Annotated in this window: 20 protein-coding genes and 2 tRNA genes; 17 read left to right on the forward strand and 5 right to left on the reverse strand. The window is 37.5% G+C overall.

What is annotated here, in order from left to right; translation table 11 throughout:
* Both ACFIKH_RS03480 and ACFIKH_RS03485 read left to right on the forward strand, forming a co-directional pair.
* Positions 1–405 (forward strand): lambda exonuclease family protein (locus ACFIKH_RS03480; RefSeq protein WP_375671005.1); only part of this gene is annotated, 405 nt, incomplete at its 5' end.
* A gap of 83 nt (positions 406–488) precedes the next feature.
* Positions 489–692, forward strand: a complete 204-nt coding sequence (locus tag ACFIKH_RS03485) for an AlpA family transcriptional regulator (protein WP_005865986.1) — start codon at positions 489–491, stop codon at positions 690–692.
* Positions 693–791: 99 nt separating this feature from the next.
* Here ACFIKH_RS03485 and ACFIKH_RS03490 read toward each other — a convergent pair.
* Positions 792–867: transfer RNA gene (locus ACFIKH_RS03490), tRNA-Phe, on the reverse strand.
* Between the two features lie 398 nt (positions 868–1,265).
* Between ACFIKH_RS03490 and ACFIKH_RS03495 the strand changes: the two genes are divergently transcribed.
* The 3 genes from ACFIKH_RS03495 to ACFIKH_RS03505 all read left to right on the forward strand — a co-directional run bounded on the left by ACFIKH_RS03495 (position 1,266) and on the right by ACFIKH_RS03505 (position 5,764).
* Positions 1,266–2,429, forward strand: a complete 1,164-nt coding sequence (locus ACFIKH_RS03495; protein ID WP_375653152.1) for a phosphoserine transaminase — start codon at positions 1,266–1,268, stop codon at positions 2,427–2,429.
* 382 nt (positions 2,430–2,811) lie between these two features.
* Positions 2,812–4,101, forward strand: coding sequence for an adenylosuccinate synthase (locus ACFIKH_RS03500; protein WP_375649042.1), 1,290 nt, complete (start codon positions 2,812–2,814; stop codon positions 4,099–4,101).
* A 241-nt stretch (positions 4,102–4,342) separates the two neighbouring features.
* On the forward strand, positions 4,343–5,764 hold the full coding sequence (locus ACFIKH_RS03505; RefSeq protein ID WP_375670407.1) for a hypothetical protein: 1,422 nt from the start codon (positions 4,343–4,345) through the stop codon (positions 5,762–5,764).
* A gap of 191 nt (positions 5,765–5,955) precedes the next feature.
* On the opposite strand, the gene rpoH is transcribed toward ACFIKH_RS03505, so the two are convergent.
* The 3 genes from rpoH to ACFIKH_RS03520 form a co-directional block, all read right to left on the reverse strand.
* Positions 5,956–6,840: an RNA polymerase sigma factor RpoH gene (rpoH, locus tag ACFIKH_RS03510; protein ID WP_375671007.1), complete on the reverse strand. Its 885-nt coding sequence runs from the start codon at positions 6,838–6,840 to the stop codon at positions 5,956–5,958.
* 147 nt (positions 6,841–6,987) lie between these two features.
* On the reverse strand, positions 6,988–7,992 hold the full coding sequence (locus ACFIKH_RS03515; protein ID WP_375653159.1) for an RluA family pseudouridine synthase: 1,005 nt from the start codon (positions 7,990–7,992) through the stop codon (positions 6,988–6,990).
* A 29-nt stretch (positions 7,993–8,021) separates the two neighbouring features.
* Entirely contained in the window at positions 8,022–9,452 is a 1,431-nt protein-coding gene (locus ACFIKH_RS03520) for an aldehyde dehydrogenase family protein (protein ID WP_375671009.1), read from the reverse strand.
* 468 nt (positions 9,453–9,920) lie between these two features.
* On the opposite strand from ACFIKH_RS03520, the gene ACFIKH_RS03525 reads away from it, so the two are divergent.
* Together ACFIKH_RS03525 and ACFIKH_RS03530 are read left to right on the forward strand one after the other, a co-directional pair.
* Positions 9,921–12,500: a DNA translocase FtsK gene (locus ACFIKH_RS03525; RefSeq protein WP_375670408.1), complete on the forward strand. Its 2,580-nt coding sequence runs from the start codon at positions 9,921–9,923 to the stop codon at positions 12,498–12,500.
* Between the two features lie 1,175 nt (positions 12,501–13,675).
* Positions 13,676–15,382, forward strand: a complete 1,707-nt coding sequence (locus ACFIKH_RS03530; protein WP_375625610.1) for an ATP-binding protein — start codon at positions 13,676–13,678, stop codon at positions 15,380–15,382.
* Between the two features lie 18 nt (positions 15,383–15,400).
* On the opposite strand, the gene mscL is transcribed toward ACFIKH_RS03530, so the two are convergent.
* Positions 15,401–15,808, reverse strand: coding sequence for a large conductance mechanosensitive channel protein MscL (mscL, locus tag ACFIKH_RS03535; RefSeq protein WP_375625612.1), 408 nt, complete (start codon positions 15,806–15,808; stop codon positions 15,401–15,403).
* A 1,326-nt stretch (positions 15,809–17,134) separates the two neighbouring features.
* Here mscL and ACFIKH_RS03540 point away from each other — a divergent pair.
* The 10 genes from ACFIKH_RS03540 (at position 17,135) to ACFIKH_RS03585 (ending at position 25,116) form a co-directional block, all read left to right on the forward strand.
* Positions 17,135–18,217, forward strand: a complete 1,083-nt coding sequence (locus ACFIKH_RS03540; RefSeq protein WP_375671011.1) for a quinone-dependent dihydroorotate dehydrogenase — start codon at positions 17,135–17,137, stop codon at positions 18,215–18,217.
* 139 nt (positions 18,218–18,356) lie between these two features.
* Positions 18,357–18,433 (forward strand) — tRNA-His (locus ACFIKH_RS03545).
* 695 nt (positions 18,434–19,128) lie between these two features.
* On the forward strand, positions 19,129–19,293 hold the full coding sequence (locus ACFIKH_RS03550; RefSeq protein ID WP_375671013.1) for a hypothetical protein: 165 nt from the start codon (positions 19,129–19,131) through the stop codon (positions 19,291–19,293).
* A 64-nt stretch (positions 19,294–19,357) separates the two neighbouring features.
* A complete protein-coding gene (locus tag ACFIKH_RS03555) occupies positions 19,358–20,281 on the forward strand; it encodes a hypothetical protein (RefSeq protein WP_375671015.1) in 924 nt (307 codons plus the stop codon).
* A 292-nt stretch (positions 20,282–20,573) separates the two neighbouring features.
* Entirely contained in the window at positions 20,574–21,410 is an 837-nt protein-coding gene (locus tag ACFIKH_RS03560; protein WP_375671017.1) for a hypothetical protein, read from the forward strand.
* Positions 21,403–22,290, forward strand: coding sequence for a hypothetical protein (locus tag ACFIKH_RS03565; RefSeq protein ID WP_375651603.1), 888 nt, complete (start codon positions 21,403–21,405; stop codon positions 22,288–22,290). Before ACFIKH_RS03560 ends, ACFIKH_RS03565 begins: the two co-directional genes overlap by 8 nt.
* 2 nt (positions 22,291–22,292) lie before the next feature.
* A complete protein-coding gene (locus ACFIKH_RS03570) occupies positions 22,293–23,207 on the forward strand; it encodes a hypothetical protein (RefSeq protein WP_375671019.1) in 915 nt (304 codons plus the stop codon).
* 315 nt (positions 23,208–23,522) lie between these two features.
* On the forward strand, positions 23,523–23,816 hold the full coding sequence (locus tag ACFIKH_RS03575; protein WP_375671021.1) for a hypothetical protein: 294 nt from the start codon (positions 23,523–23,525) through the stop codon (positions 23,814–23,816).
* Positions 23,807–24,604, forward strand: a complete 798-nt coding sequence (locus ACFIKH_RS03580) for a beta-hydroxyacyl-ACP dehydratase (protein ID WP_375671023.1) — start codon at positions 23,807–23,809, stop codon at positions 24,602–24,604. The genes ACFIKH_RS03575 and ACFIKH_RS03580 overlap by 10 nt, the downstream gene beginning before the upstream one ends.
* Entirely contained in the window at positions 24,592–25,116 is a 525-nt protein-coding gene (locus ACFIKH_RS03585; protein ID WP_375671025.1) for a hypothetical protein, read from the forward strand. The genes ACFIKH_RS03580 and ACFIKH_RS03585 overlap by 13 nt, the downstream gene beginning before the upstream one ends.
* The last annotated feature ends 33 nt before the right edge of the window (positions 25,117–25,149 follow it).

Raw genomic sequence — 25,149 nt, forward strand, 5'->3', positions numbered from 1 at the left:
AGAGAATATGAATTCATTTATGACGCAGAAGTCACAAGATGCGGGTTTATCCCACACCCAAAAATGAAAATGGCGGGTGCAAGTCCTGATGGGTTCATTGGAGAGGACGGTTTAATCGAAGTCAAATGTCCACAATCAACAACTCATCTTCGTTTTTTTATGTATGACGAAATCAAACCAGAATATCACGCACAAATGCAATTCCAAATGGCATGCACAGGACGCAAATGGTGTGATTTCATTAGCTATAATCCAAACTTTGTAGGCAAATCTACTGGTTTGAGAATGAAAATCAAACGCGTCCTCCGTGATGAGAAACACATTGAAGAGATTAATAAAGCGGTCGAAATCTTTTTAGGGGAAATAGAACAAGAGATGCAAAAGATTTTGGCAAAAGCTGCTTAAACCTATGGGGGTGCTCTCTCCTTCTCCTCTTGCTTAAGCACCCCCACCCATTTAATTAACATAAAAAAGAGAAAGGTAATGAGATGATATTTGATGATGGAGATAGATATGTAACGACACGTGAGTGTGCACAGCTTTTTAGTGTATCCACAACAACGATTCGCAATTGGGTGCTTCAGGGGTTGTTTCCGGAGCCATATAAGCTAGGGAGAGCAGTGAGATGGAGAAAAAAGGAGATCTTAGCCTTCACTCCAAAGAAAAATAAGGAGCAAATAAGAACAAATTAGGTAAAATTATATAAACTGTAGAAGGTGGTCTAAAAGGTGGTCTGAAAATGGCTATTTAAAGAAAAAAGCTATATATTTCAATATGTTAAACACAAAAAGTGGTGCCCAGACGCGGATTCGAACCACGGACACGCGGATTTTCAGTCCGCTGCTCTACCAACTGAGCTATCTGGGCATGCTTCATAAAAAATATAAAGCGTTTGCGGTTATAACATTAAAATTTTCTCTGTCCAGTCATCAAAAGAAAAATAATTGATTTTTTAATAAGTTTATCTCCCTATTCTAGAGAGTTATCAATGAATCTTTATCATAAAATAAATTTGATAGGCATATTGGACGCGTTAGTGTATTGTTAGTAGAATGCTGTCTTATCGTGGTGATGATACAAAAAAATAAAAGAATCAATCGAGAAGCATGATTAAGAAAGATTTTTTTATAAAGTTTCCGTGAATTTTAAGCATACGAAATAATAGAAAATATTTTTGACTTTTTTCTAAAAAGATTATTGATTAGTCTTTATAATAATTTGTTTTTCTTTATAAAGAAAGAAAAACATCTAAAAGGGGAGAAATAATGATAATGTTACAAAAACCAAGCAGTCGTCCCAATAATACTAATTTTTCTTCAGGTCCTTGTAGCAAACGGCCTGGTTGGACTCTTGATGTTCTTAAAAATGCATTAGTTGGGCGTTCGCATAGATCTAGAGAAGCAGAATTAAAACTTGCTGAAGTTATTAATTTAACCCGTGAGATTCTTGAGGTTCCTTCTGATCATCGTATAGGAATTATGCCTGGTTCAGATACCGGTGCTGTTGAGGCTGCTCTATGGTCTCTATTAGGTGAGCGTGGCATTGATATGGCGGCGTGGGAAAGTTTTGGATTTGGGTGGAATAAAGATGTTGTCGAGCAATTAAAGCTTTCTGATGTACGTCGTTTTGAAGCTCCTTATGGTGAAATACCAGATTTAACACAACTTGACTTTGATCGTGATGTTGTTTTTACATGGAATGGGACAACTTCTGGTGTGCGTATTCCTAATGCAGATTTCATTCCCCATAAGCGGGCTGGATTGACCATTTGTGATGCAACATCTGCAGCTTTTGCGCAATATCTTGATTTTTCAAAATTAGATGTTGTTACTTTTTCATGGCAGAAAGTTTTGGGAGGTGAGGCTGCGCATGGTATGGTGATTTTAAGTCCTCGTGCTGTTGAGAGGCTTGAGAATCATGTTCCAGCTTGGCCTATCCCTCAACTTTTCTATATGACAAAAAATGGAAAATTGAACGAAGATATTTTTAAAGGAAAGATAATCAATACACCTTCTATGCTTTGTGTTGAGGATTTTCTTGATGGGTTGAAGTGGGCAAAATCTCTAGGAGGTTCAGCGGCATTAAGAGCACGGGTGGAGAAAAACTTTTCTGTACTTGATGCTTTTGTTCGCAAAACACCATGGCTAGAATATTTGGCAAAAGATCCTGAAGTGCGTTCTAACACCGCTATTTGTTTAGATATTGTGGATCCAGTGATTACTGCTTTGGATACGGAAAAGCGAGTATCTTTCATAAAAGCGGTTGTGAAACGTCTTGATGAGGAAGGAGTTGCTTATGATATTGGTTCGTATCGCGATGCTCCTCCGGGGCTTCGAATTTGGGCGGGTATAACAATTGAGGCTTCCGATCTTGAAATTTTAACACAATGGCTTGAGTGGGCGTTCCAAGTTGAAAAAGCACAGCTTTAAATAATTACTGGTGATTTTCACAACGTGTTTTTAAACAGAAAAAGAATACGAGAGATCATGATAATCTTTCGTATTCTTGTATCAGACAAACAGCCTCTAAATATTACATGAATTGTAAAAGATTAAGAGGAGGAATGAATGCTCTGTCAGGTGTTGGATACGCACAAATTAAAATCTCTAATTTTTTACTTTTTGTAGCAAAAATGACAGATTTAAAATATTTTGGTATTTCCTTATCTTTATTATCATAAATTTGAAAATTTAATCACTTGAAGATTGAGAAAAATCTGAAATGAGGAGTCGCACTTGCTCTAAGGTTTCGTTATAAAGAAGTATTTGTTTTTGAATGCTGGTTTTTTGACCAAACACGACGGAGAAAGTTATGGCCAATGTAGTTGTTGTCGGTACACAATGGGGTGATGAAGGCAAAGGTAAAATTGTAGATTGGTTGTCTGAGAGAGCAGATATCGTGGTGAGATATCAGGGGGGGCATAATGCTGGCCACACATTGGTTATTGATGGAGTTAGTTATAAATTATCACTTTTACCGTCTGGTTTAGTGCGTGGCAAATTATCAATTATTGGGAATGGTGTTGTAGTTGATCCCCATCATTTTGTAGCAGAGTTGAAAAAGCTACGTGATCAGGGCGTGGAAATTACACCGGAAATTTTACGTATTGCTGAAAATGCTCCTTTGATTCTTTCTTTGCATCGTGATCTTGATGCAATTCGAGAAAGCGGTTTATCTGGTTTAAAGATTGGTACAACAAAGCGTGGTATTGGACCGGCTTATGAAGATAAGGTGGGACGTCGTGCTATCCGAGTGATGGATTTAGCAGAAAAAGATACACTTATGGCTAAGATTGAGCGGCTTTTGAGGCATCATAATGCTTTGCGTCGTGGGATGGGGGGGGAAGAGATTGATTCTCAAGCGCTTTATGATGAATTGATGCAAGTTGCGGATAAAGTTTTGCCCTTTATGGATTGTACGTGGCGTCTTTTAGATGAAGGTTATAGAGGAGGGAAACACATTCTTTTTGAAGGTGCGCAAGGTGCTTTACTCGATAATGATTTTGGAACTTATCCTTACGTAACATCATCGAATACAGTTTCTGGGCAGGCATGTACAGGTTCAGGGATGGGACCTAGTGCAATTCATTATGTTTTGGGTATTGCAAAAGCGTATACCACACGTGTTGGAGAAGGGCCTTTTCCTACAGAGCAGATAAATGATATTGGTGAATTTCTGGGAGTGCGTGGGCATGAATTTGGTGTTGTAACGGGTCGAAAGCGTCGATGTGGTTGGTTTGATGCTGTCTTAGTCCGTCAGATGGTAGTAGTTTGCGGTGTTCAAGGTATAGCATTGACAAAACTTGATGTTTTGGATGGTTTGGATGAAATAAAAGTTTGTATTGGTTACGAGCTTGATGGTAGAAGGATTGATTATTTACCTTCTTCCATGGGAGCCCAAGCCCGTGTGAAGCCTGTTTATGAAACATTAGAAGGTTGGAAGGAAAAAACAGCCCATGCATTGAGGTGGGAAGATTTACCAATGCAGGCTGTTAAATATATACGCTATATTGAAGAACTGATTAACACAAAAGTGGCTTTATTATCTACGAGTCCAGAACGTGAAGATACTATTCTTATTACAGATCCTTTTGCAAATTGATTATTATTTTTAGGTTTCCATATAGATCTTTTGTTCACTTCTATATCTTTTAACAAAAAGAGTTTTTAAGAGTGCGTGAAAGAAAGGTGTAAAATGACATTGTTTATTTTTCATATTCATTTTACACTATGACAATAGTTGTACCAATATAAATGACAATAAACTTATGAGCCTAAAATAAAGCTGTTTTAGCCTGAGTGCTAGGGTTTCTTTGCTTAGTTTAAGAGAGATTATAGAGGAAATGGTAGATTTCGTTGGAATCTTAAAAAAGGCAATTAATGCACAAAATAATGTTACACCACAAGTGCGTAAGCGGATTTATAAACGGGCTATCGAAACACTAGAATATCAATTTGTAACAGCAAAAATACCACAAGCAATAGCAGATGAACAAAGAAAGATTCTTCATAGTGCTATTGCAACTGTTGAAGAAGAATATTTAGCAGTTGAAAAGAAGTTGCTTTCTTCAGTTATTGGGTGGAATCCCACAAATATAAATGAAGATAAGAAATATACAAAAACAACTATATTACCAAAGAATAATGAATTTTCAGTGGTAGACATAAAAAGAAAGCAGGATTTTGTTACACATCCAAAGGATAGAAAGTTATTTGATGAGCCTTTGGTATCAGATATACCAGATGCAGAGCCTGTTAATATGGAGGCTGACGTGCCTTCTCAGCATGTTAATAACTGTGCGTTAAAGATTTCTTCGTCGCAAGAAGATAATCCTCATATTGTTTCGCATATTTTTTCTCAGGCTTTACGTCGTGCCAATAAATCATTGGTGCAAAGGCGTATTGTGATAAGTGCTGTTTCTGTTGTTAGTTTTGCTGTTTTAACTATTGGTATTTTTTTTATTGGTGGGCGTGTATTTGTATCAAATGATTATCAGGTATTAGGAGAAAATCTTCAAGTTTCTCACGAAGTACCAAAGGCACTTTCGGTTAAGAGAAAGTTAACACAACGTTTATTAGAGGATGGGAGTGAAATTGATGTCGGTTTAAAACAAGCGACAGATTCTTCGGATGAAGAAGGAATCTCAACCGTTGTTTCCAGCAATTTGCAATCGCTTGATAAATTAGGTGAAGCTGTTTTTTATCAAGCACGTACAAATTATGATGCAGAAAAGATAGCAACCGGAAGTGTTCGCTGGACGCTTATAAAGGAGTCTTATGTGAAAGGGGCTCCAGAAGAAACAGCCATACAAGGTGATATAACAATTCCTGATGAAGGGCTATCATTACGGTTAATTTTACGTCGCAATACCGATCGGTCATTTCCTGCTGCATATATTATGGATCTTATTTTTATTCTTTCTGATAAATTCTCAGGTAAAGCTATAAGCAGTGTTCAAGCATTAACCTTTAAAGCAAGCGAACAATCTATTGGGCAGCCTTTAGTAAGAACTATTTCTACAAAAATTAACGATGATTTTTTTCTTGTTGCATTGAGTGGTAATCATCCATTTCTTGATCGAAATTTGCAATTGATGCGAGAATTAGATTGGGTGCGTTTAGTGTTAACGGATAAAAAGGGACGTATAAATGAATTAACTTTTGCAAAAGGACCAACAGGTGAGTCTATTTTCAATAAAGTTATTGGACAATGGCTTGCACAACAAGATAAGCTAACAGTTCTTGATCAGAAAAATAGAACATAGATGCAAATAAAATAAAAGGTTATTTCTCGATATTGATTTTTATTAGTTATATCAAACACGCTCAATAAAATTGTATACTATAACTCAAAGGATTCTACAGACTAATTTACAAGTACAAAGCCAATGTACGCTTTTCTCATTTCTACTTTAAAAATGCGCAAACAATTGGCTTCATACCTAATTCTAGAGTCTTATACTTGACTTTGAGACAAAGCAGAATCTCTGATAGAATTTTGCACTTTTTCAAATGCACGCATTTCAATTTGTCTTACTCGTTCTCGACTAATGTTAAATTCACCAGAGAGTTCTTCTAGAGTTAATGGTATATCGTTTAAACGACGTGCTTTGAATATACGTCTTTCGCGTTCATTGAGATTGTCCATGGCATTTATAAGCATGGAACGACGATTTTCCAATTCACTTTTTTGAATTAAAATTTGTTCTTGATCGTTAGATTCATCCACCAACCAATCTTGCAACTCGCTGTTTTCCCCTTCTTTTGTACGAAGGGGTGCGTTGAGTGAAGTGTCACCACCAAGTCGGCGGTTCATTGATATAACTTCATCTTCTGAGACATGCAACTGAGTTGCAATTTCTTTTACTTGTTCTGCATTGAGATCACCGTTATCAAGTGCTTGAAGTTTACTTTTTAATTTACGAAGGTTAAAAAACAAGCGCTTTTGATTAGCTGTTGTCCCCATCTTCACCAAACTCCAAGATCGCAATACATATTCTTGAATTGATGCTTTAATCCACCATATTGCATAGGTTGCAAGACGAAAACCACGTTCTGGCTCAAAACGCTTAACAGCTTGCATGAGTCCAACATTGCCTTCTGAAATGACTTCCCCAATGGGAAGTCCATAGCCGCGATACCCCATCGCGATTTTAGCTACAAGACGCAAATGACTGGTTACCAGCCTATGCGCTGCTTTTAAATCATTATGCTCACGATAACGTTGAGCTAACATATATTCTTCTTTTGGATCAAGCATTGGAAAACGACGCACCTCTTCCAAATAACGGTTTAATCCACCATCGCCTGTGGTTACTGATAACAAATTCATATGGGCCATAATAGCACCCTCCTTTTGTCTGAATTCCCTGATAAGGCAAATTCGATGTTTCAGATAGTAATACCTGCGTGCATTCACTTTAGCATATTTTTCAATTTTGTTCAAAAAAAGATATTTTATTGTGAAATCTTGAGAAGGAGAAAAGTTTCAATTCATTTTTTTAAAATGCTTAATAAGTTTAGCCATATCTTGAGGTAGTGGTGTGGAAAACGACATAACTTTACCGGTAGAAGGGTGTTCAAAAGTGAGACTTGCGGCATGAAGTGCCTGTCTGTTGAATTGATCGATTGCATTTCTAATAGTGGGGTTGAATGCGTTTGATTTTGTTTTAAAAGCGTTGCCATAAACTGTATCGCCTATGAGTGGATGCCCAATATGAGCCATATGAACGCGGATTTGATGGGTGCGTCCAGTTTCCAAGCGACATTCCAGAAGGCTAGCAAAAGATGTTGAGTCTGCATGAGAGCCATATTTTTCTAGCAAAGAAAAATGTGTAACAGCATGACGAGCATAAGGGTTTTGGTTATGGATAACAGCTTGCTTTGTTCGGTTATGGGGCGAACGGCCAAGTGATGCATCAATTGTCCAAACATTGCGGTGAGGTGTCCCCCAAATCAAGGCATGATAGCGTCGGTCTAATGCACAGGTACGTCCATGATCAGAAAATTGAGCACTGAGACTTTTATGAGCCAGATCATTTTTTGCAACCACCATAACACCACTTGTGTTTTTATCGAGACGATGGACAATGCCAGGGCGTTTAACACCACCTATACCAGATAAACTATTACCGCAGTGATAGATAAGGGCATTAACCAACGTACCGGTCCAATTTCCATTGCCAGGATGAACAACAAGACCTGCTGGTTTGTTAATAACAATGATATGATCATCTTCAAAAAGGATGTCCAATGCAATAGCTTCAGCACTAGGTTCTGCATCACGAAGGTCAGGCATTGCCAATTCAATTATTTGCTTAGGTCTTAATTTTGTTTTTGGTTCCTTTATGAATTGACCATCAATTTTAAGATAGCCTTCACGGATGAGGGTTTGCAAACGCGAACGTGAGAACACATTATGATATTGTTTTGCGAGCCACTGATCAAGACGTTGCCCAAGAGCACCTTCATCCGTTATTTTTTGTATTACCATACGATTCCTATTAAGTTTTTAATAAGATTTTACCAGTACGAAATTGCTTTACTATCGAGAAATTCTTTAATTCCCCAATGTCCCCCTTCACGGGCGCGTCCAGAAAATTTTACACCTCCAAAATAGCTTCCACTAGGTAATCCATGTCCGTTAACTTCTACCATACCAGAGCGTACTTGTGCCGCAATACGACGACATTTGTTGCGATCTTGTGATTGAATATAGTTTGTAAGACCATACTCAGTGTCATTCGTTAAAGCGACAGCTTCTTCTTCTGTATTAAAAGCAAGAATCGAGAGAACTGGACCAAAGATTTCTTCTTTGAAAATACGCATATGAGGTTTTACATCAGCAAAGACTGTTGGACGGACATAATAACCGCGTTCAATTCCTCTTGGTAAACCAGTTCCGCCTGCAACAAGAGTTGCACCATCATCAATTCCCGATTGGATAAGATCTTGAATTTTGTCATATTGTTTTTTTGAAACGACGGGACCAATATGATTTCCTTCTTGGAAATTTGGTCCTACTTTTGTTGTTTCTGCAATATCTTTAGCTATTTTTATGGCTTTGTCATAGATGCTTTGTTCCACAAGCATACGAGTCGGTGCATTACAGCTTTGTCCACTATTATAAAAGCAATGTCGCGCACCACGTTGAATAGCATCTGAGTCGGCATCAGCAAAGATAATATTCGCTCCTTTTCCCCCAAGTTCCAGACAGACTCTTTTTAAAGTAGCGCTAGCATTTTTAGAAATATCTTTTCCTGCTCTAGTTGAACCAGTAAAGCTAATCATTTCTAGATCTGGATGTGCTGAGAGGTAAGAGCCGACAGTTGCACCATCACCATTGATTAAATTAAAAACACCTGCAGGGAGCGCGGCTTCATCTAAAAATTCAGCAAAAAGCATAGCAGAAAGAGGCGCAATTTCAGAGGGCTTTAATACCATGGTACAGCCAGCCAAGAGAGCAGGGATAACTTTAAGAGTTACTTGATTCATGGGCCAATTCCATGGTGTAATTAATCCTACGACGCCGATAGGGTCGTAGTGAAGAATTGCTTGCTCATTTCCCTTTATTAAAGTTTCTTGGAACGAAAACTCTTTATAAGCTTCGATAAAATTGCGAATGTGGGAACTGCCAGTTGCAGTTTGCGCATTAAGAGCCATATCAATCGGTGCTCCCATTTCCATTGAAATGGTTTTTGCCATGTCTTTAGAACGTTTTTCATAGATATTTAGAATTTTTTCAACGAACCTAAGACGCTCACTTGGTGACGTTGTTTTCCATTTTTGAAACGCTTCTTTGGCTGCGTTAATTGCTTTATCGGCATCCTCTGTACTTCCAAGGCTAATGACAGCACAAGCCTCTTCTGTTGATGGATTAATGACGTCAAAATCGTGAGGAGTTCTTGGGTCATCCCATAGACCATTGATATAAAATTTCCGTTTATTAAACATAATTCACTCCCTTTTTTCTATTTGTGTTTATTTAATTATGATTATCTTAGTCTAAGCCGTTTTAAACGAGGATAACAAGGGTAATCTCATAAAAACGCGAGAAATTAGATTGTATCATGATAATTGAGCATGGAGAATTCAATAGAGCAATGCTTATATACCCATTTGTATTATTGGGACTAATTGCTTTTATGAAATAGGAGAGAAAGAGGGCTATAGACAATTTTCCTGAAGTTTTCTTCAAAACAAATGAAATACGAGCTCTATGACATCATAAACGAGACAATTTATATCGTAAATATTTATATCGTAAATATGCAGAAGGGGGATTATGAATATGCATTATGGCATTATTTTTTTCATTAAAAAGTGACCATCAGCAAAAGGTTATTAACCTTCGTATGATAGTTTCTACGAATTCTTTTTGAAAAGGTTATTTTTCTCATTGCTATAAATTTGTTGGGTGCCATGCATAATTCGAAAACAAAATCTATTTCTACGCCTTCTTTTTCTGATGATGGTACGAAAGGTGCATCAAGAGAAGATTTATCTGTTAAGATTACGGAGATATTTCCTTATCCGGAAGTATGGAAAAAGGCATTTACCCTCGGAAAAAATGTCCGTTTCACGCGAACCCCAGAAGTTGAGATTTTGCGTCGTCGTATAGAAACAGATCCAGTTTTTGCAAAGCAGTTTAAAATTTTTACGAAGCAAGATCAAAAAAAAATTACAGATACAGATATTGCACGTTGTAACAAGAAAACAACAAGCGTTTCATCGACAAAAAAAGTCATTAATCCTCAATCAATAGAAAATAAAACGTCGGTTTGTCATTCAACAGTTTTGAAGCAGTTGTCACGACAAGTTACTCGTATACCATCAGAAAATATCCCACTTGAGGAGGGTAAACAAGAGCATAAATTACCAGTAGAAAATATGCTACAAAAAATGAATCCTGCTTGGCATCTTTCCGATGATGCATTTTTTGAATGCGTATCTTTGATATTTGAACATATGGATACTCAAACTTCAAAAGAGGATCAAACATCGATTGACACGACAAATGAAATTACATCCGATATTCCTTCTATCTTTGATGAGTCAATAACTGCTCTTTACCGTGTTCTCGAATACCGCTTTCCGCAACTCTATGATTCAATTACATCAGAATCTCCAGCGGAAAGGATGCGAGGCGTTGAGCAAATTTCTGATTTAATGCATACGAATAATGATATTACTAAAGAATGTCATTCTAAGCTTTCTGTTGAAGATTCCGCTCATACGTTAAGTAATGCAAGGGCGTTAAACGATACTGTGGCACTAAGCGACGCTGAGTCTAATATAGAGACGAAAAAAACCAATAATAATATTGTCGACTGCATAACAAAGAATGTCACACCAAATTTAAAAGATTTGTCTGTGATGCAAACAAACGGTAAAACGAAAATATTGCAATCTGCCCGCGTGCCATTAAGCAATTATGATTCTGCTTTTATGCAAAATATTCAATCTATTGACAGTGATGCTTATGAGTTTCCTCCGATCAATTTATTACAGGAACCTGTTTTTCATGAAGGTACGATGATTCCTCAGGAAACATTGGAACGCGGTGCTGGGTTTTTGGAAAGTGTTTTGGAAGATTTTGGCATTAAGGGTGAAGTTATCCATGTACATCCAGGGCCAGTGGTTACAATGTATGAATTTGAGCCTGCTGCGGGTGTAAAGTCATCGCGCGTTATTAATCTTTCTGATGATATTGCGCGTTCTATGTCTGCTATTTCTACACGCGTTGCTGTCATTCCTGGACGGAATGTTATTGGGATTGAGTTACCCAATGCGGTTCGTGAAACCGTTTATCTACGGGAATTAATTCAAACACGTTCTTTTCGTGAAAGTGAATTTAAACTTGCTCTTGCTTTGGGGAAAGGGATTAGTGGTGAGCCGGTCATTGTAGAATTAGCAAAAATGCCTCATTTATTGGTTGCAGGAACAACAGGATCAGGCAAGTCTGTAGCAATTAATACAATGATTTTGTCGATTCTTTATCGTATGACACCAAAACAGTGTCGTTTGATCATGGTTGATCCTAAAATGCTAGAGCTCTCTGTTTATGATGGCATTCCACATCTTTTAACACCTGTTGTAACAGATCCTAAAAAAGCGGTAACAGCTTTAAAATGGGCGGTTCGTGAAATGGAAGAGCGTTATCGCAAAATGGCTAAGTTAGGTGTACGTAATATTGATGGTTTTAATGCACGTGTTGCACTTGCGGCTCAAAAAGGTGAAACGATCATGTGTACTGTACAGTCGGGTTTTGATAAGGAAACAGGGGAAATGCTTTATCATGAAGAAGCCATGGATCTTACGCAGCTTCCTTATATTGTTGTGATTGTTGATGAGATGGCTGATCTCATGATGGTGGCAGGGAAAGAAATAGAGAATGCCATTCAGCGCCTAGCACAAATGGCGCGTGCGGCTGGTATTCATCTTATTATGGCAACGCAGCGCCCTTCTGTTGATGTTATCACAGGGACAATTAAAGCGAACTTTCCTACCCGCATTTCTTTTCAAGTGACATCAAAAATTGACAGTCGTACGATCCTAGGTGAACAAGGTGCTGAAACGCTTTTAGGTCAAGGAGATATGCTTCATATGGCGGGTGGGGGGCGTATTGTACGCGTTCATGGACCTTTTGTCTCTGATGAAGAAGTTGAATCCATTGTTGCACATCTTAAACTGCAAGGAAAACCTGATTATTTAGCAACCGTCACAGATAACGAAGATGATAACAAAGAGGATGCTTCTGCCGATTCAACGGTTGAAGTTTCTGAGGAAGAAAATTTTGATGAAGAGGGAGAGGAGCTTTATAATCAAGCTGTAAAGATTGTTATGCGTGATAAAAAATGTTCAACATCTTATATTCAGCGCCGACTTTCAATCGGCTATAATAAAGCAGCTTCTCTTGTTGAGAGGATGGAAGAAAACGGCATTGTTGGAGCCGCTAATCATGTGGGAAAACGTGAAATTTTACTCAATACAGGGAAATAAAAAAGCACATTAAAATGTGGGATTTTTAAAATGTTTGACAGACATTATTTAAATAGCGAATGCTTGTTTTATTTTTTAAAGCAGATGTGACCATGTATTTATAATAATATTAAAAAATTGAATGAAGAGTAATAAAACAAAAGTGATCTTTTGACTGCTGATACCAAAAGGGGAGGTATTTTTAACATTTCTAGATGATCTGGGATGTAAAGAAATTAAACAAATCTTTATATGAGAACAGATGATTTTTGTTCTCTTTTCTGATTGCAGAAAAATTCTTTGGTTAAATAATGCAGTGGTATATTTTTTTGTTTTCTCTTCTATAGCGGTTCTGATGAAAGAAAGGTCTTTTGGGGATTATGGAGAGCATCATAAGAAGAGTATCTAATATGCAAGTTTTGTTGCATTGGGTGTTTTAAAGCACTATGCTAAATTTGTTATTATTTGATATTATTGGTACAAGAAAGGTGTTCTTACGAGAAACTTTATTTGAAAAAGAAATTTTAATTTCTATTTTTATAATGCAATTTATTGATTTATAATAATAATTTATCATTATAAATATTGAATGAAAGTTTCAAATATCGTAAGATTTTTTTATTTCAAATCTGTTTCTGTTGAAACAAATAAAACGATTTTCTTGCGTATCGTAATGAATGTAGGGGTAAAAAGTTAAAAAAAAGAAATAAAAATGCCGCTTATGAACGCCTTCAAATGCCAAGAACTATTGGTGACATTAGGGGTTAAAATTAGTATAATGATGGTCCTAACCAGCTCTTTTATAAGCATAAAAATGTAATGTACAATGCCTTGCTATCTGTTATGCGGGCCTTTACATTCTACCATTTACGGATGCCGTCGTAAAATAAGCTTGGGGAGCTTGGGGGATATCTTTTTAAAACAGGCACATGAATGCGTAAAATAAGTGTATTCTTTTTGAGTACTATTTATGCGAGGGAGATGTTACCATTATTGTAACAAGTTTGTTACAATAATGGGTGAATAAGCAACAGGAGTTGGAGGATTCTTTTATTCTTGTTTTGTTGATGAAACAGTCAAAATTTTGCTACAGACAATTGATATGAGATATCAAGTTATTTTAACCAGAACAGGTAATTGTAAACAAATTAGCATTATTTATTTGAGAGTAAATCCAACACTTTTTAGTTTTAGTTATGCCATTAAAAGCAGATGAATTGAAGTTAAATACAAATGAATTAAAATGTCAGCAAGGAGCTTTTCGTTTTACACCAGAGCTTTTGCCTCGGCCTTTTACGTGGGAAATCGATCATAATGGTTTATTTTGTGAAGTCTCAAAAGAGCTAGCTGAAGTTGTTGGTCCTCTCTCTTCCTCTATTTTAGGATGTAGCTTTCATGAGCTTGCTCATCAATTTAATGATGATCGATATCTGGTTCTCAGTCATTTTATTGAAGCTGCTATGCCTTGGAGTAAAGAGATTGTTCAATGGCCTGTTGATGGTTGCTTACAATGGCTTGATGTTGAGTTGTCGGCTTTGCCAATTTTTGATGTTAAAAAGCAGCTTAAGGGGTTTCGTGGCTTTGGTGTTTTAAAAATACGAAAAGAAGTCCAAGAAAAAATAGATGAAAAGCTGGAAACAGAAATGCCATGTCTTACGGAGATAGAACGTTCAGCTTTTCATGAAATTGCAGAGAAATTACGTGATGAATTGAATTCATCGGTAAAAGAAAAAAAATTAGTTGAAGAAACAGCTATTCAGTTACCATATACACAAACATTGCCGGTAAATGCTATAGAACAAGCTCTCGTAAAAGAGCCCGCAGCAGTTTTATCATTGTTGGATACAGCAACAGATGGTGTTTTATGGTTGGATGAAGAGGGCTTTATTCAATCAGCAAGTAGGGCAGCCTTAGCATTAATGGGTTATGAAATAAATGAACTACGAGGACAGCCACTCTCTTCATTATTTACTTTGCAAAGCCGATTTTTTGTTGAAAAATATTTTAAATCAATCCGTGTGGAGGGGAAAAATCAGGTTTTAAATCGCAGAGAAACAGCTGATTTAATGACGAAAAATCATAAAAATATAACCGTTTTGATAACGATTGTATTTTTGGCACAGCAAGGCAATTATGCTGTTATGTTGCGTGATAGGGCACAAATAGTTCCATCAGGAGGAAAAAAAGCAGAAGAGGATAAAATTGTTGGGGTTGTTCATGAAATACGAACACCTTTGAATGCTCTTATTGGTTTTGCAGAAATTATGAGAGAAGGCCGTTTTGGTTCGATAGAAAATGAGCGCTATCGTGGATATTTACGCGATATTATTTCCTCTGGAAAACATATATTATTGCTGATTAATCAATTACTAGAGTGCTCGAAGATAAATTATTCTGTTTCCAATAACCAGATTGATTCTTCCATTATTTCTGAAACATTTGATGTGATATCTTGTTTACGTGCGACGATAGCTTTTCTTGAAACTCAAGCCAATCAGAACGGCATTATCATGCGTATTGTTGCTCCACCTCATGTTCCATTTATTCCTGTATCACAACAAGTGTTTCGCCAGATTATATGGAATCTTCTTTCCAATGCTATTCGTTTTACACCTTTGGGTGGACAGATCATTGTTCACGTTTCTTATAGAAAAGAACGTGTAAAAATTTCAGTGAGTGATAATGGTATAGGGATGAACGAAGAAGAGATTATAAAGGCACTGCAGCCTTATGGTCAAGTAGAGCGCAAAGATGGCCGATCTGGTGATAGCGCTTTTATAGGAACAGGTTTAGGCCTCCCAATGTGTAAAGCAATGGTGGAAGAAAGAGGGGGACAATTTTTATTGTTCTCAAAACCCAATCATGGAACAACTGTGGAAATGTTTTTTCCTCGTGTTCCATGATGTAAATCTTGCATAAAATTATTTTTTCTTAGCCAAAAGATCTCTAATTTCTATTAAAAGTTGTTCTTCTGAAGACGTTTTTTTTGGGCTTTCTTCTTCTTTTCTACGGATTTTATTCATAGCTTTAACGAATAAAAAAAGAACCCAAGCGATAATGAGAAAATTGATAAGTAAAGTAATAAAGTGTCCATAGCTAATGGTTGCTCCAGTTGCTTTGGCGGCACTCAATGTTGCTTGTTTTTCGCCAGCAAGTTGAATAAACATATTAGAAAAATCAATTCCACCTGTAATCAGCCCAATGATTGGCATAAAAATATCATTGACAATTGAGTTAACCAAGTTACCAAAAGCACCTCCTATAATCACACCGATAGCAAGATCAATCATATTACCTTTTAGGGCAAATTCTTTGAATTCTTTAAGCATTGCGTTTTCCCCTTTATGTAAGCGATATACGGTAATTTACTTACCGCTTTTGATGAAAAAGGAAAGGGCAGATTTTATTTTTAGGATTATATTACAATATTAATGTTATTTTCAAAGAACTTTATAAGGTTTAATAACGAGCATTAGGGCTCTATTTGAATGTACATAGAACCTTTCTGAGAGAAAAGCTTTTTTGATAAAAACTATATCTGCTTTTTTCAACAGAAAGTAGAAAACCGTAACTTAATTTATATAATTGCCTCAAGATTTTTATGATAACATTAAAAAAAAGATTTTCACAGAATACCACAAAATGAGCAGCGTTGAAAGTTGAGCTATCAGGACACTTCTCAGATGAAGTGCATATATTGGTATAACATATTGTTATAAAAAGATAATTTTTAAATAAAAAATATATTTCAGTATTGATGGAAGAAATGGATAGATGAGGCAGGAGAAAACTTATAATTTAGTTCCTCTTAATTTAGTAAGCGATAATGGCAATTAGGAGGGCATTATGGCTTATCTAAAAGCTATTTTTACTGGGGTGCATGAGCTAAAATGGCGATAATTCTGATGGAAGAAACACATTTCATCTACTGGAAGATTGTATTAGTTTATAAATAGCAGAGCTCTAGGGTTTGCAAGATCATTTTGGTTTGGAAATCGTTGGTATGATAGGTGGGAGTTCAATGATCAACTGTCATTACTTAAAATATATGTTAGACAGAGCACTTATAGATGCAGAATTATATTTAGCGCATCAGAAATGGCAAAGCAAACAATGCAGTTTCTTTAAAATTTTATCAATAGAGTACAAATGATTGAATACCCTGTTGCTAATAAATAGCGCAACAATAGTATGAATTTAGATAATTTTATGAACTATGTATTCTATAAATGCTAGGAAAAATAGCTTTATAGAGCAAGCTCTGTTTCTATTGGCAACAATATCACACAAAGGAACTGTGGGAATAGGGATAATTTGCGTGCATTTTTAAGAGAATTATGAGCTTTACTGCATGAGATGTCACAAAACCATGGCTATGGTGAAGAGCCATTGATGTTTCAATCCATGCTGCATTCTATAAGATTAGGATTCACATTTTAATCTTTAAAAAATGTCGAAAAAGAGAAACGTTTTTTAAGAATAAAAATTTTTTATACAGTATACATCAAATAAACATGTATGGCTATTGTGTAATGAATTTTCTTCTAGAAGGGAAATGTTATTTGGATAATATGCTCTCTTTGATTGGTGATCTTTTGTGTTAAAAGATATAGGTGAGGTGCGATAGATCATTTTTATGTTGTGGAGAAGGATTGATGAGTTTTTTTCGTTGTATTGGCCGTTCTGCCTTATTTATGTTGGATCCAGAGCAAGCACACAGTTTAGCGATTCTCGGGCTGAAAAGTGGATTAAATGGCTGTCAAAAGGTTATCGATAAACGTTTGTGTGTAACTGTTTCTGGTCTTGAGTTTGAAAATTTTATTGGTTTAGCAGCGGGATTTGATAAAAATGCAGAGGTTGTGGATGGTATTTTTCGTTTAGGATTTGGTTTTACTGAAATTGGGACAGTGACACCAAAGCCTCAGATTGGAAATCCTAAACCACGGCTTTTTCGTTTAAAAGAAGATGAAGCGATTATTAATAGAATGGGCTTTAATAATGATGGACATCAAGTTGTTTACAACAGATTGCGTGCGCGTAAAAAAACTGGTGTTGTAGGAGTCAACATTGGAGCCAATAAGGATACGGTCGATAAGATTGATGATTATACTGTTGGTATTGCTCATTTTTATGATGTTGCTGATTATTTTACGGTTAATATTTCTTCTCCCAATACACCAGGTTTACGTGATTTACAGGCCCGTGACAGTTTGCATCTTTTGTTGAGTGCAGTTTCGCAAGCGCGAAATGAGCAAGAGAACAAGCATGGATTCTCCATTCCTATTTTTTTAAAAATTGCACCCGATTTATCAGAGAAAGAATTAGATGATGTTGCTGAAGAAATAAAACTTTCTGATTTTAATGGACTGATTGTTTCTAATACAACTCTTGCACGCCAAGGTCTTAGCAATAGTCACCTCAGTAATGAAGAGGGGGGGCTTTCTGGACGTCCACTTTTTGAGCGTTCTACTATTGTGCTTGCAAAAATGCGTAAAAAATTAGGGAAGGACATTGCAATTATTGGTGTTGGCGGTGTAAAGGATGCACAAACCGCTTTGGAAAAAGTAAAAGCTGGTGCAGATTTAATTCAATTATATAGTGGGATGGTTTATGAAGGTCCAAATCTTGCTATAACTATTCTGCAAGAGATTTTGCAGATGATGCAACAAGACGGTGTTGATAACATAAAAGACTATCGTGATCATAGTCTTGAGCATTGGGCAAAATGTTCTTTGTAAAAAAACGCTTTTTTCTTCACAAAAAATTGCGAGATTTTTTTAAAGGGGCTTGCAAACTTTGTTGATCTTCCTTATGTCACATAAGCGAAGAATAAATGTTTACGAAATCGTGAACAGTTATGATACATTTGCTTTTTATGCGGTTGTAGCTCAGTTGGTTAGAGCGCTGGTTTGTGGCACCAGAGGTCGTAGGTTCAAATCCCACCAACCGTACCATTTGTCTTGTTACAACTTTTCTAATTCTTATTTTTGGCGTTTTGTGAGGCGGTTAAAAGCCGTGCTTGGCGGGCTTTTTTGCGTGTGAGCTGTCACGGAGCAGAGACCTTGCGCGGATGATTTTTCTCAAATTTTGTCCAAAACGGAATGATACGATCAATAATCGCTTGAAATATAAACGGGTTAACTAAATCTATAATTCTGATTGCAATTGCAACAATAAATATCTCTATCAGTATATTTACATACTTTTAGTATATTTTGTAAACCAAGAGAATCTTATTTAACTTTCATTATTATTGCTCATAATATAAACTATTAAGTTTAAACACATAAAATAAGTAAGCATAAATTTACTAAAATACGCCATATTTTTGACACAATATCCTTGATTTTGTCAACTATATATTATAAATGCGAACTTGCATGAAAGTGCATTCATATCTCTAGGGGGTGTTTCGGTGGTTGATTATGGTAAGCCATTCTGGCGCGGGGACATAAGTAACCTTGGGGGATTTATTTATGCACTAAATTGGAGAAAATAAATAGGAAGTTCAAATCGTTCGCACGATTATTGCAGTGCCGATAATTTTAGTAGCAAATATAACTCTGGTACTGCGTTTGGTAGCAAGTATGGTGGTAAGGTTGGCCTTGCGGGTGGTTTTTTCGCAGGATGGGCAGGGGGGCGTAATCCTATGGCTACCATGACCTCAGCAGGCTTTGGGCAAATTGTAGGCAATGAATTCGGAGACACCATAGGCGGTTATGCTGGTTATGGTGTGGCTGCTGCCCAGTGTGGCACACAGTTTTTGGGTCAATCTTTTGCTAATTCAGGTGGTGGGATGTTGATGCACTTTTGATGTAGTTCTTTGGGTTATCCTAAAGCCTAGAATGGTGGTACTGTAAAAGGTGCCACCTTTATGTTTGAAATATTGTACAGGAGGAGCTATGGGCGCGTTTGGTTTAGTGCTCGCTTATTTTTGTTTGTGTTTTGGCATGTATCTATTCTTAAAAACTATTGCTATTAATGGAAAAAGCATGTTAGGCAGGGAGAACATAGTTGCATTCATAGTGGTGGCATTGGTTGCTCCTCCCCTCATGTATGCCTTTGAGTATATAGTTGGTGTGCCCATAACATCTCCTCCTGTTATTATAATTATGTTCTTTCTTTCTTTTTGCATTGAATTTATACCCAATATAGTAAACAATATAAAATGCTTTAGTTTGGCCATTATCGCAAGTTGCCCCATTTTTTTCATCGCAGCTGGTTTTATTGTTATGAGTGATGACCTTCTGTTAGATTTTTTTGATCTGCAGCTTTCGGGCTATATTTATCTGCTTTTCATTATTCCGTTGATGATAGGGGGGGCTCGCTATGTCCTAATTGCTAAAGCTTTGAAGGAAAAATCTATGTCAGTGCTAGATTTAAGCATTTGCATTGGCTGTGGGTTTGCCATAGGTGTCTTTTTTGTGTCATCACTGCTTTTATCAGACCTTCGAGAAATCTATCAACAGATAGGTTTTGCAAACAGGGAGGCAGTGAAAAAAATGTTTGATTATGCAGTGTTTGGTTTTGCTATTCTAACGGGCCAAGTTTTTTTGACATTTTTGATGGTTCTCTTTGTTACTACAAAGAAATATTATTGGTTGGTCCTTGATGTTCTTGCAGAGCTGTTTTTTAGCCTCTTTGTTTCTTATTATGTAGCGTTTGTTCATACAGATGATGACTATGGAATGGTTAGAAGTTGGATTTGTTTGCTGTTTGTTGTTTATGTGTGCGCGCGTTACATTAAATCAAAGAATGTGAAGCTTAGCGTGATTAACCCGTTTAAAAAGAAAACTGAGTGAGAAGATAGGAGACTATAGTTCTTTGGGTTATCCTAAAGCCTAGAGCAGCCAACCCAGGAGAGGCAGTTTCTGGAGCAATAGTAGGCGGGGTCCCGTGGCGCAGCCGCGGGTATTGCTAAAGCTAGTTAGGATTGTGTTCGCTCTAAGTGGTGAAATTGTTGTTTGACCTGGCTTTTTTAACAAGGTAAAGGACCCTGCTAAGGGGTACGCTATCAGCCTCTTAGCAGGGAGTTTTTCTCCCGCAATAATATCTTGGTATGCTTGGGAGGGCAAGGCGCTTTAAGGAAATTATATGTCTGACTTAATTTTTGGAATGCTGCTTAGTTTTGGGATAAGTTCCAGCCCTCGTCTCCTTAAAAACAATGGCTTGTTGGGCGAGCACGTCATTTTGGGGGGGCTAGCTGGCCTTTCCTGCGCTATCATCTTCGCTTATCCACATAGTGAAAGTGGGCTTCCAGACTTATCTTTGCTTTTGGTATGTTATCTTGGCATTCTTTTAATTCTGCACGAGCACTACTTATATAAATATTTAGTTCTTGGGTTCTGTGGTGCAGTTGCTACCTTGTGTATTGGGGCAGGTTTTATATATTTGAGTTCTTTGTTGCCATTGCCTGCTTTGTCTGCTGCTAATAATAGCCAGCAGCAGGTGGTGCATTACATGAGTTTGGTTGCTGCAAACTATCCCTTTTTTATCCTTTTGATATCAGTTTTAACTGCAGAGCTTTTGCGTTTGTGGTTGCTTCGCGTATATAAGCCAGAATTAGCTGCGCGTGAGGTCCTTTATTTCGGGCTAGGCTGTGGGGGTGTTCTAGACTTATGCTATAAGACCCTCCCAGCTCTTTTTCTTTACTTGAATTACCGTGTTGATAGGGCGCCACAAATGGTGGGCTATGTCGCATTTGAATCTTGTCCACAAGCGATCAGCTATCTTATTGCCGCGGGCATGATTGTATTGATGCATGTTGTAAATACGCGTTTTATGTATCTTGGTTTCCAAGATAAGCGCAAGGTCTATTTCTATCTGCCTTTTGTAATTCATTTTGCGGTTGGTCTTTTGTTTATGTTTGACATTTCTTCAGGCTATGCAATATTAATAAATTCTATTTTTGAGGTTTGCAATAATGCTTGACAAATTGACATTATCTGTTATCGGCGCCGTTTTTTGTCTGGTGCTGATTATTTTTCCTTTGATGAAGAAAAAAACATTGGTTGAACATTTGGTTTTCTTGCTCGTTGTTTTGTGTCTTGTTTTTCTTTATGTTTATGGCGCTACGAGTTATTTTCCTTATTATGTTTTGGCGCTTTCGCTTATATTGGGGTACCGCTGGTTACTCTCTTTGGTTAAAACGTTTAAAGGCACGAAGGCGATTATTGGGTCAAGCGCTGGTTGTTATGTGCTTTTGATTTTTTTTCTATACGGCTTTATGCTTATGATAGGCAGTTTGATTTTAGATTTTTCTGCTTATAGTACGCCTAATATTGTTTTTGCTGTTGGTCTATTCCCTATAGGCATGGCGATTATGCAGTTTTTTTTGCTCTCTCATTGGGTGGCAGAAGATAATGGCAATGGTGTAGAGGCAGGACTGGGCGTGGGAATGGGGATTTGGGGGGCTGCTATAGGGCTTGTACTGCTTACATCTCTACCAGAAGCTGTGAAAATCCTAAAAGGGGCCTTTAGTCTTGATAGGGACGCCTTACTTTCTTTACTTGAGACGGTAATATATTATGCGTTTATTATAGGTCTGAATCTTTTATCAACTTTCTTAATGCTTGTGGTTTGCCTTGACAAGAAATGGCGTTTTTTTGTTCTTATCCTGCTTTTACAATGCTTGGCGGCTTGGGCGCGCTTTTCATGGCAGGCCGCTGAGCCAGAACTTCTTGCAATTGGGCATTATACAATCGCTACTATTCTTATGTTTGCTCTTATGCGGCAAATTTATGATTTTGTGCAAGACAGATTATCCATGAAGAAAAATAGCAGTTACGTTGTAGTAAATGAGGGGGCATAATAATGTTGGTTTTATTTATTACTTCGCTTCTCGCAGGCCTTATTTATGGCGCTGTCATTTATAATTTTTTTCGCTCTACGTTTAGTTGGATAAATGTGCTGTTGAGCGGCATAGTTTTTGGGGTGATTGTTCTGTTAGTATGGCGTTACTCGGAAACAGAACATAAACTTGATGCCTTACGTTTACTGCAAGTGCTTGGCGTTGTTTTTCTTCTATGTGTGTTTCATCATTTTCTGAAGTTCAAATTGGTTGTCGCTGGTGCTGTGGGATGGTTTGTTGCTAGCTGCATTGCTGGCGGGCTTATTGCTTTTTGGGAGCAATCTGTAATAAAAACGCTTTATATGATGAGTATTGTTGAAACCAAGAGTCGTGCAGAGCAGGGGCTGGCGCTTGTTTTTTTATTTTTAACATTTACGGTTTTTTTTGTTGTAGCAGAAGAAGCTATGCGTCGTTGGTTAGTTACTAAGTTTTATCGGTGCTCGCCTAGTTTTTTGTGGCGTTTGCCGCTGAATATTGGCATAGGCTGGGGGTTATGCGAATTAGTTTATAAGGCGCTAGGGCCTTTCCTTGTTTATAATGGCTGGCCTATTCGATCTAGGTTATTAGCCGGTGAATATGTAATTTTTTATTCCTGGACGCAAGCGAGTATTTTTTTGTGTGCTTTAATGAGCGTCATACTTATGCATATTTTCAATACATGCTTGGCGTATCGTGGTGTTGTTACGCGCTCTAAATTTTATGCGTGTGCGCCTTTTTTTGTCCACGCTATTGTTAACTGTTTCGGTGCAACAGTGATGGTTACAGAGAAGGTTTGGTTTAATGTTGGGGGCAGCTTGTTTATTCTACTTTGTGTGATATTGTTCGTATATTTTGAAAGCAAAAATCCTTTAATACAAAACATAAAATTGCGCGCTTAAAGTGTTGTAGAGTGATGAATAACTTTGCGTACTCTAAGTATGGCTAGAGAGCCTGATACGCGCTTTCTGTTCTGCAAAAAATAGAGAAGGTTAGCACCGACGTAACGCGTCCAGTACCAAGAGCGACGTCATTTCTGCACTAATTGGGGGGAGGGTGTGCTACTGGCCACGCGCATATGGGAGCCTAAAAATATGCTATCATGCGACTTTCTAGTGTCCTCCATGAGATTGAAGCTGGGAATCTTGAGGCGGTGGTAACGCATTATTGCAAAAACAAACCCTGGCTAGGGTTTGGTCATTCGATTATGCAACGGGATGTCCGGGTTGATTTCTTTTTTTTCACGCTTTCAGGCGCCTATGCGCCCCTTCAGTTCGCTTGCGCGATCTATTTTGGACAATACAGGACTGCAACCCAATGTCGATTTTCTAATTGCAAGCATCATGAGCAAACATGGGGCTGCTTCTGAGCTGGGATTGTTGGCTTTTTTCGTTTGTCGTATGCCGATACTTCTCGCGCACTATCAAGCGCGGTTTAGTGCTCATTCCTTCGGTTTATCATCAAAGGATTTAAGAAAAAAATATAAAAAGGTCCCCAAATTATGGCTATAAAGCATCGCACCGAGCCAAATTTCTTGGGGATATGTCAGAGTATCACCTTAACCGCACCGATGCGTGCTTGCGGGCAAATCGATATTTCTCACTGGAATTTAGCCCATAACTATTTGAAACAGGGCTTGTTACTCGAAGCCTTGCATCAGTTTTCAGTTCGATTCGCCACCGTGGTGACTAAAAACTCGGATCTTACTTATCGCTATCTCCCTGTTATGGTTGAACAGTTTTTCTCTACCACCCATTTTGATAGCGATCGGTTATGCGTTGAAGGACATATTGAACGCATTAATGAGGCCTATCGTATTCACTGTAAGGCTAGCACATATGACAATGGAAAGGCCGTTATTGCGCAGGCAATCATCATGGTCAGTAAGGTCTACTTCCTTGGCTCGTGTTCTGAGAAAGCCGCTCTTCCATTACTAGGCGATTTATGTAAGATTTCCTCCGTAACCGGAGATTCTTGTACTTTTTCATTTAATGCGCATCACCCGCTTTTTGAGGAACATTTCCCCTCCCGCGCCGTATGTCCTGGTTCACTATTGATTGAGATGGTTCTGGCTTTGGCCACGCAGGGTAGGGCGACAAATATCGCATCTGTTGCGCTGAAAAAAGTAAAGTTCATTGAAGCAGTTTATCCGGGAGATACCTATCAGTTGACCATTAAACAGGATACAGAGGGTGAACCGGGTGGCGTTTTTTATATTCATACGGAAACTAAAAAACGAAGCACTTGCGGTAAGTTTTCTATCAAATATAAAAAGGAGGATGCGCCATGTTTAACATAATAATCTCTTTTATTCCGTGGAGTATTTACTCCTGGGTTATCAATGGAAACTTTTTAACTCTGGTCGAATGCTCTCTCATCTTGACTGTGCTTTTATTATTAATTATTGCTCTGAATATTAAATTTATCCGACAGGGAGAATCCGTGATGATTACGAACATTCTGGCATTTATTGTCCTGTTTGTTAATTATTTCGCTGGATGGTCTACACTTTTACTGAACTACCCCACAGTTTTTTGCTATCTGTCACTTGCTCTGGTTTCATTGATGAGCTTGCTGGTAAAGAAACCCTTTACCATTTTTTATGCTCCTGCTGGTGTTTCTGAAGAAAAACGCAAACATATCCTCTTTTATCTCATCAATAAATATATTACATGGATTTGGGTAATCATCTTTTTTGCCAATGGTCTTCTAGGGGCTTTTTTTACATGCTCCCCCCAGATTTGGTTAATCACTATGGGTTTAATTTGGGTTGGTATTCTTTTTTCTAAATATCTTCCTAACATCATATAATATTTTTGTCGCATCAAACATCATGGAGCATAA

It is taken from the genome of Bartonella sp. SD1336NMGDW (assembly GCF_042193565.1).
Classification (GTDB): Bacteria; Pseudomonadota; Alphaproteobacteria; order Rhizobiales; family Rhizobiaceae; genus Bartonella; species Bartonella grahamii.

Bases quoted from the DNA above. Each gene is read 5' to 3' on its own strand.
- ACFIKH_RS03485 (WP_005865986.1), top strand. From the start codon at position 489: ATGATATTTGATGATGGAGATAGATATGTAACGACACGTGAGTGTGCA.
- ACFIKH_RS03495 (WP_375653152.1), top strand. From the start codon at position 1,266: ATGATAATGTTACAAAAACCAAGCAGTCGTCCCAATAATACTAATTTT.
- ACFIKH_RS03500 (WP_375649042.1), top strand. From the start codon at position 2,812: ATGGCCAATGTAGTTGTTGTCGGTACACAATGGGGTGATGAAGGCAAA.
- ACFIKH_RS03505 (WP_375670407.1), top strand. From the start codon at position 4,343: ATGGTAGATTTCGTTGGAATCTTAAAAAAGGCAATTAATGCACAAAAT.
- rpoH (WP_375671007.1), bottom strand. From the start codon at position 6,840: ATGGCCCATATGAATTTGTTATCAGTAACCACAGGCGATGGTGGATTA.
- ACFIKH_RS03515 (WP_375653159.1), bottom strand. From the start codon at position 7,992: ATGGTAATACAAAAAATAACGGATGAAGGTGCTCTTGGGCAACGTCTT.
- ACFIKH_RS03520 (WP_375671009.1), bottom strand. From the start codon at position 9,452: ATGTTTAATAAACGGAAATTTTATATCAATGGTCTATGGGATGACCCA.
- ACFIKH_RS03525 (WP_375670408.1), top strand. From the start codon at position 9,921: ATGCATAATTCGAAAACAAAATCTATTTCTACGCCTTCTTTTTCTGAT.
- ACFIKH_RS03530 (WP_375625610.1), top strand. From the start codon at position 13,676: ATGCCATTAAAAGCAGATGAATTGAAGTTAAATACAAATGAATTAAAA.
- mscL (WP_375625612.1), bottom strand. From the start codon at position 15,808: ATGCTTAAAGAATTCAAAGAATTTGCCCTAAAAGGTAATATGATTGAT.
- ACFIKH_RS03540 (WP_375671011.1), top strand. From the start codon at position 17,135: ATGAGTTTTTTTCGTTGTATTGGCCGTTCTGCCTTATTTATGTTGGAT.
- ACFIKH_RS03550 (WP_375671013.1), top strand. From the start codon at position 19,129: ATGGCTACCATGACCTCAGCAGGCTTTGGGCAAATTGTAGGCAATGAA.
- ACFIKH_RS03560 (WP_375671017.1), top strand. From the start codon at position 20,574: ATGTCTGACTTAATTTTTGGAATGCTGCTTAGTTTTGGGATAAGTTCC.
- ACFIKH_RS03565 (WP_375651603.1), top strand. From the start codon at position 21,403: ATGCTTGACAAATTGACATTATCTGTTATCGGCGCCGTTTTTTGTCTG.
- ACFIKH_RS03570 (WP_375671019.1), top strand. From the start codon at position 22,293: ATGTTGGTTTTATTTATTACTTCGCTTCTCGCAGGCCTTATTTATGGC.
- ACFIKH_RS03575 (WP_375671021.1), top strand. From the start codon at position 23,523: ATGTCCGGGTTGATTTCTTTTTTTTCACGCTTTCAGGCGCCTATGCGC.
- ACFIKH_RS03580 (WP_375671023.1), top strand. From the start codon at position 23,807: ATGGCTATAAAGCATCGCACCGAGCCAAATTTCTTGGGGATATGTCAG.
- ACFIKH_RS03585 (WP_375671025.1), top strand. From the start codon at position 24,592: ATGTTTAACATAATAATCTCTTTTATTCCGTGGAGTATTTACTCCTGG.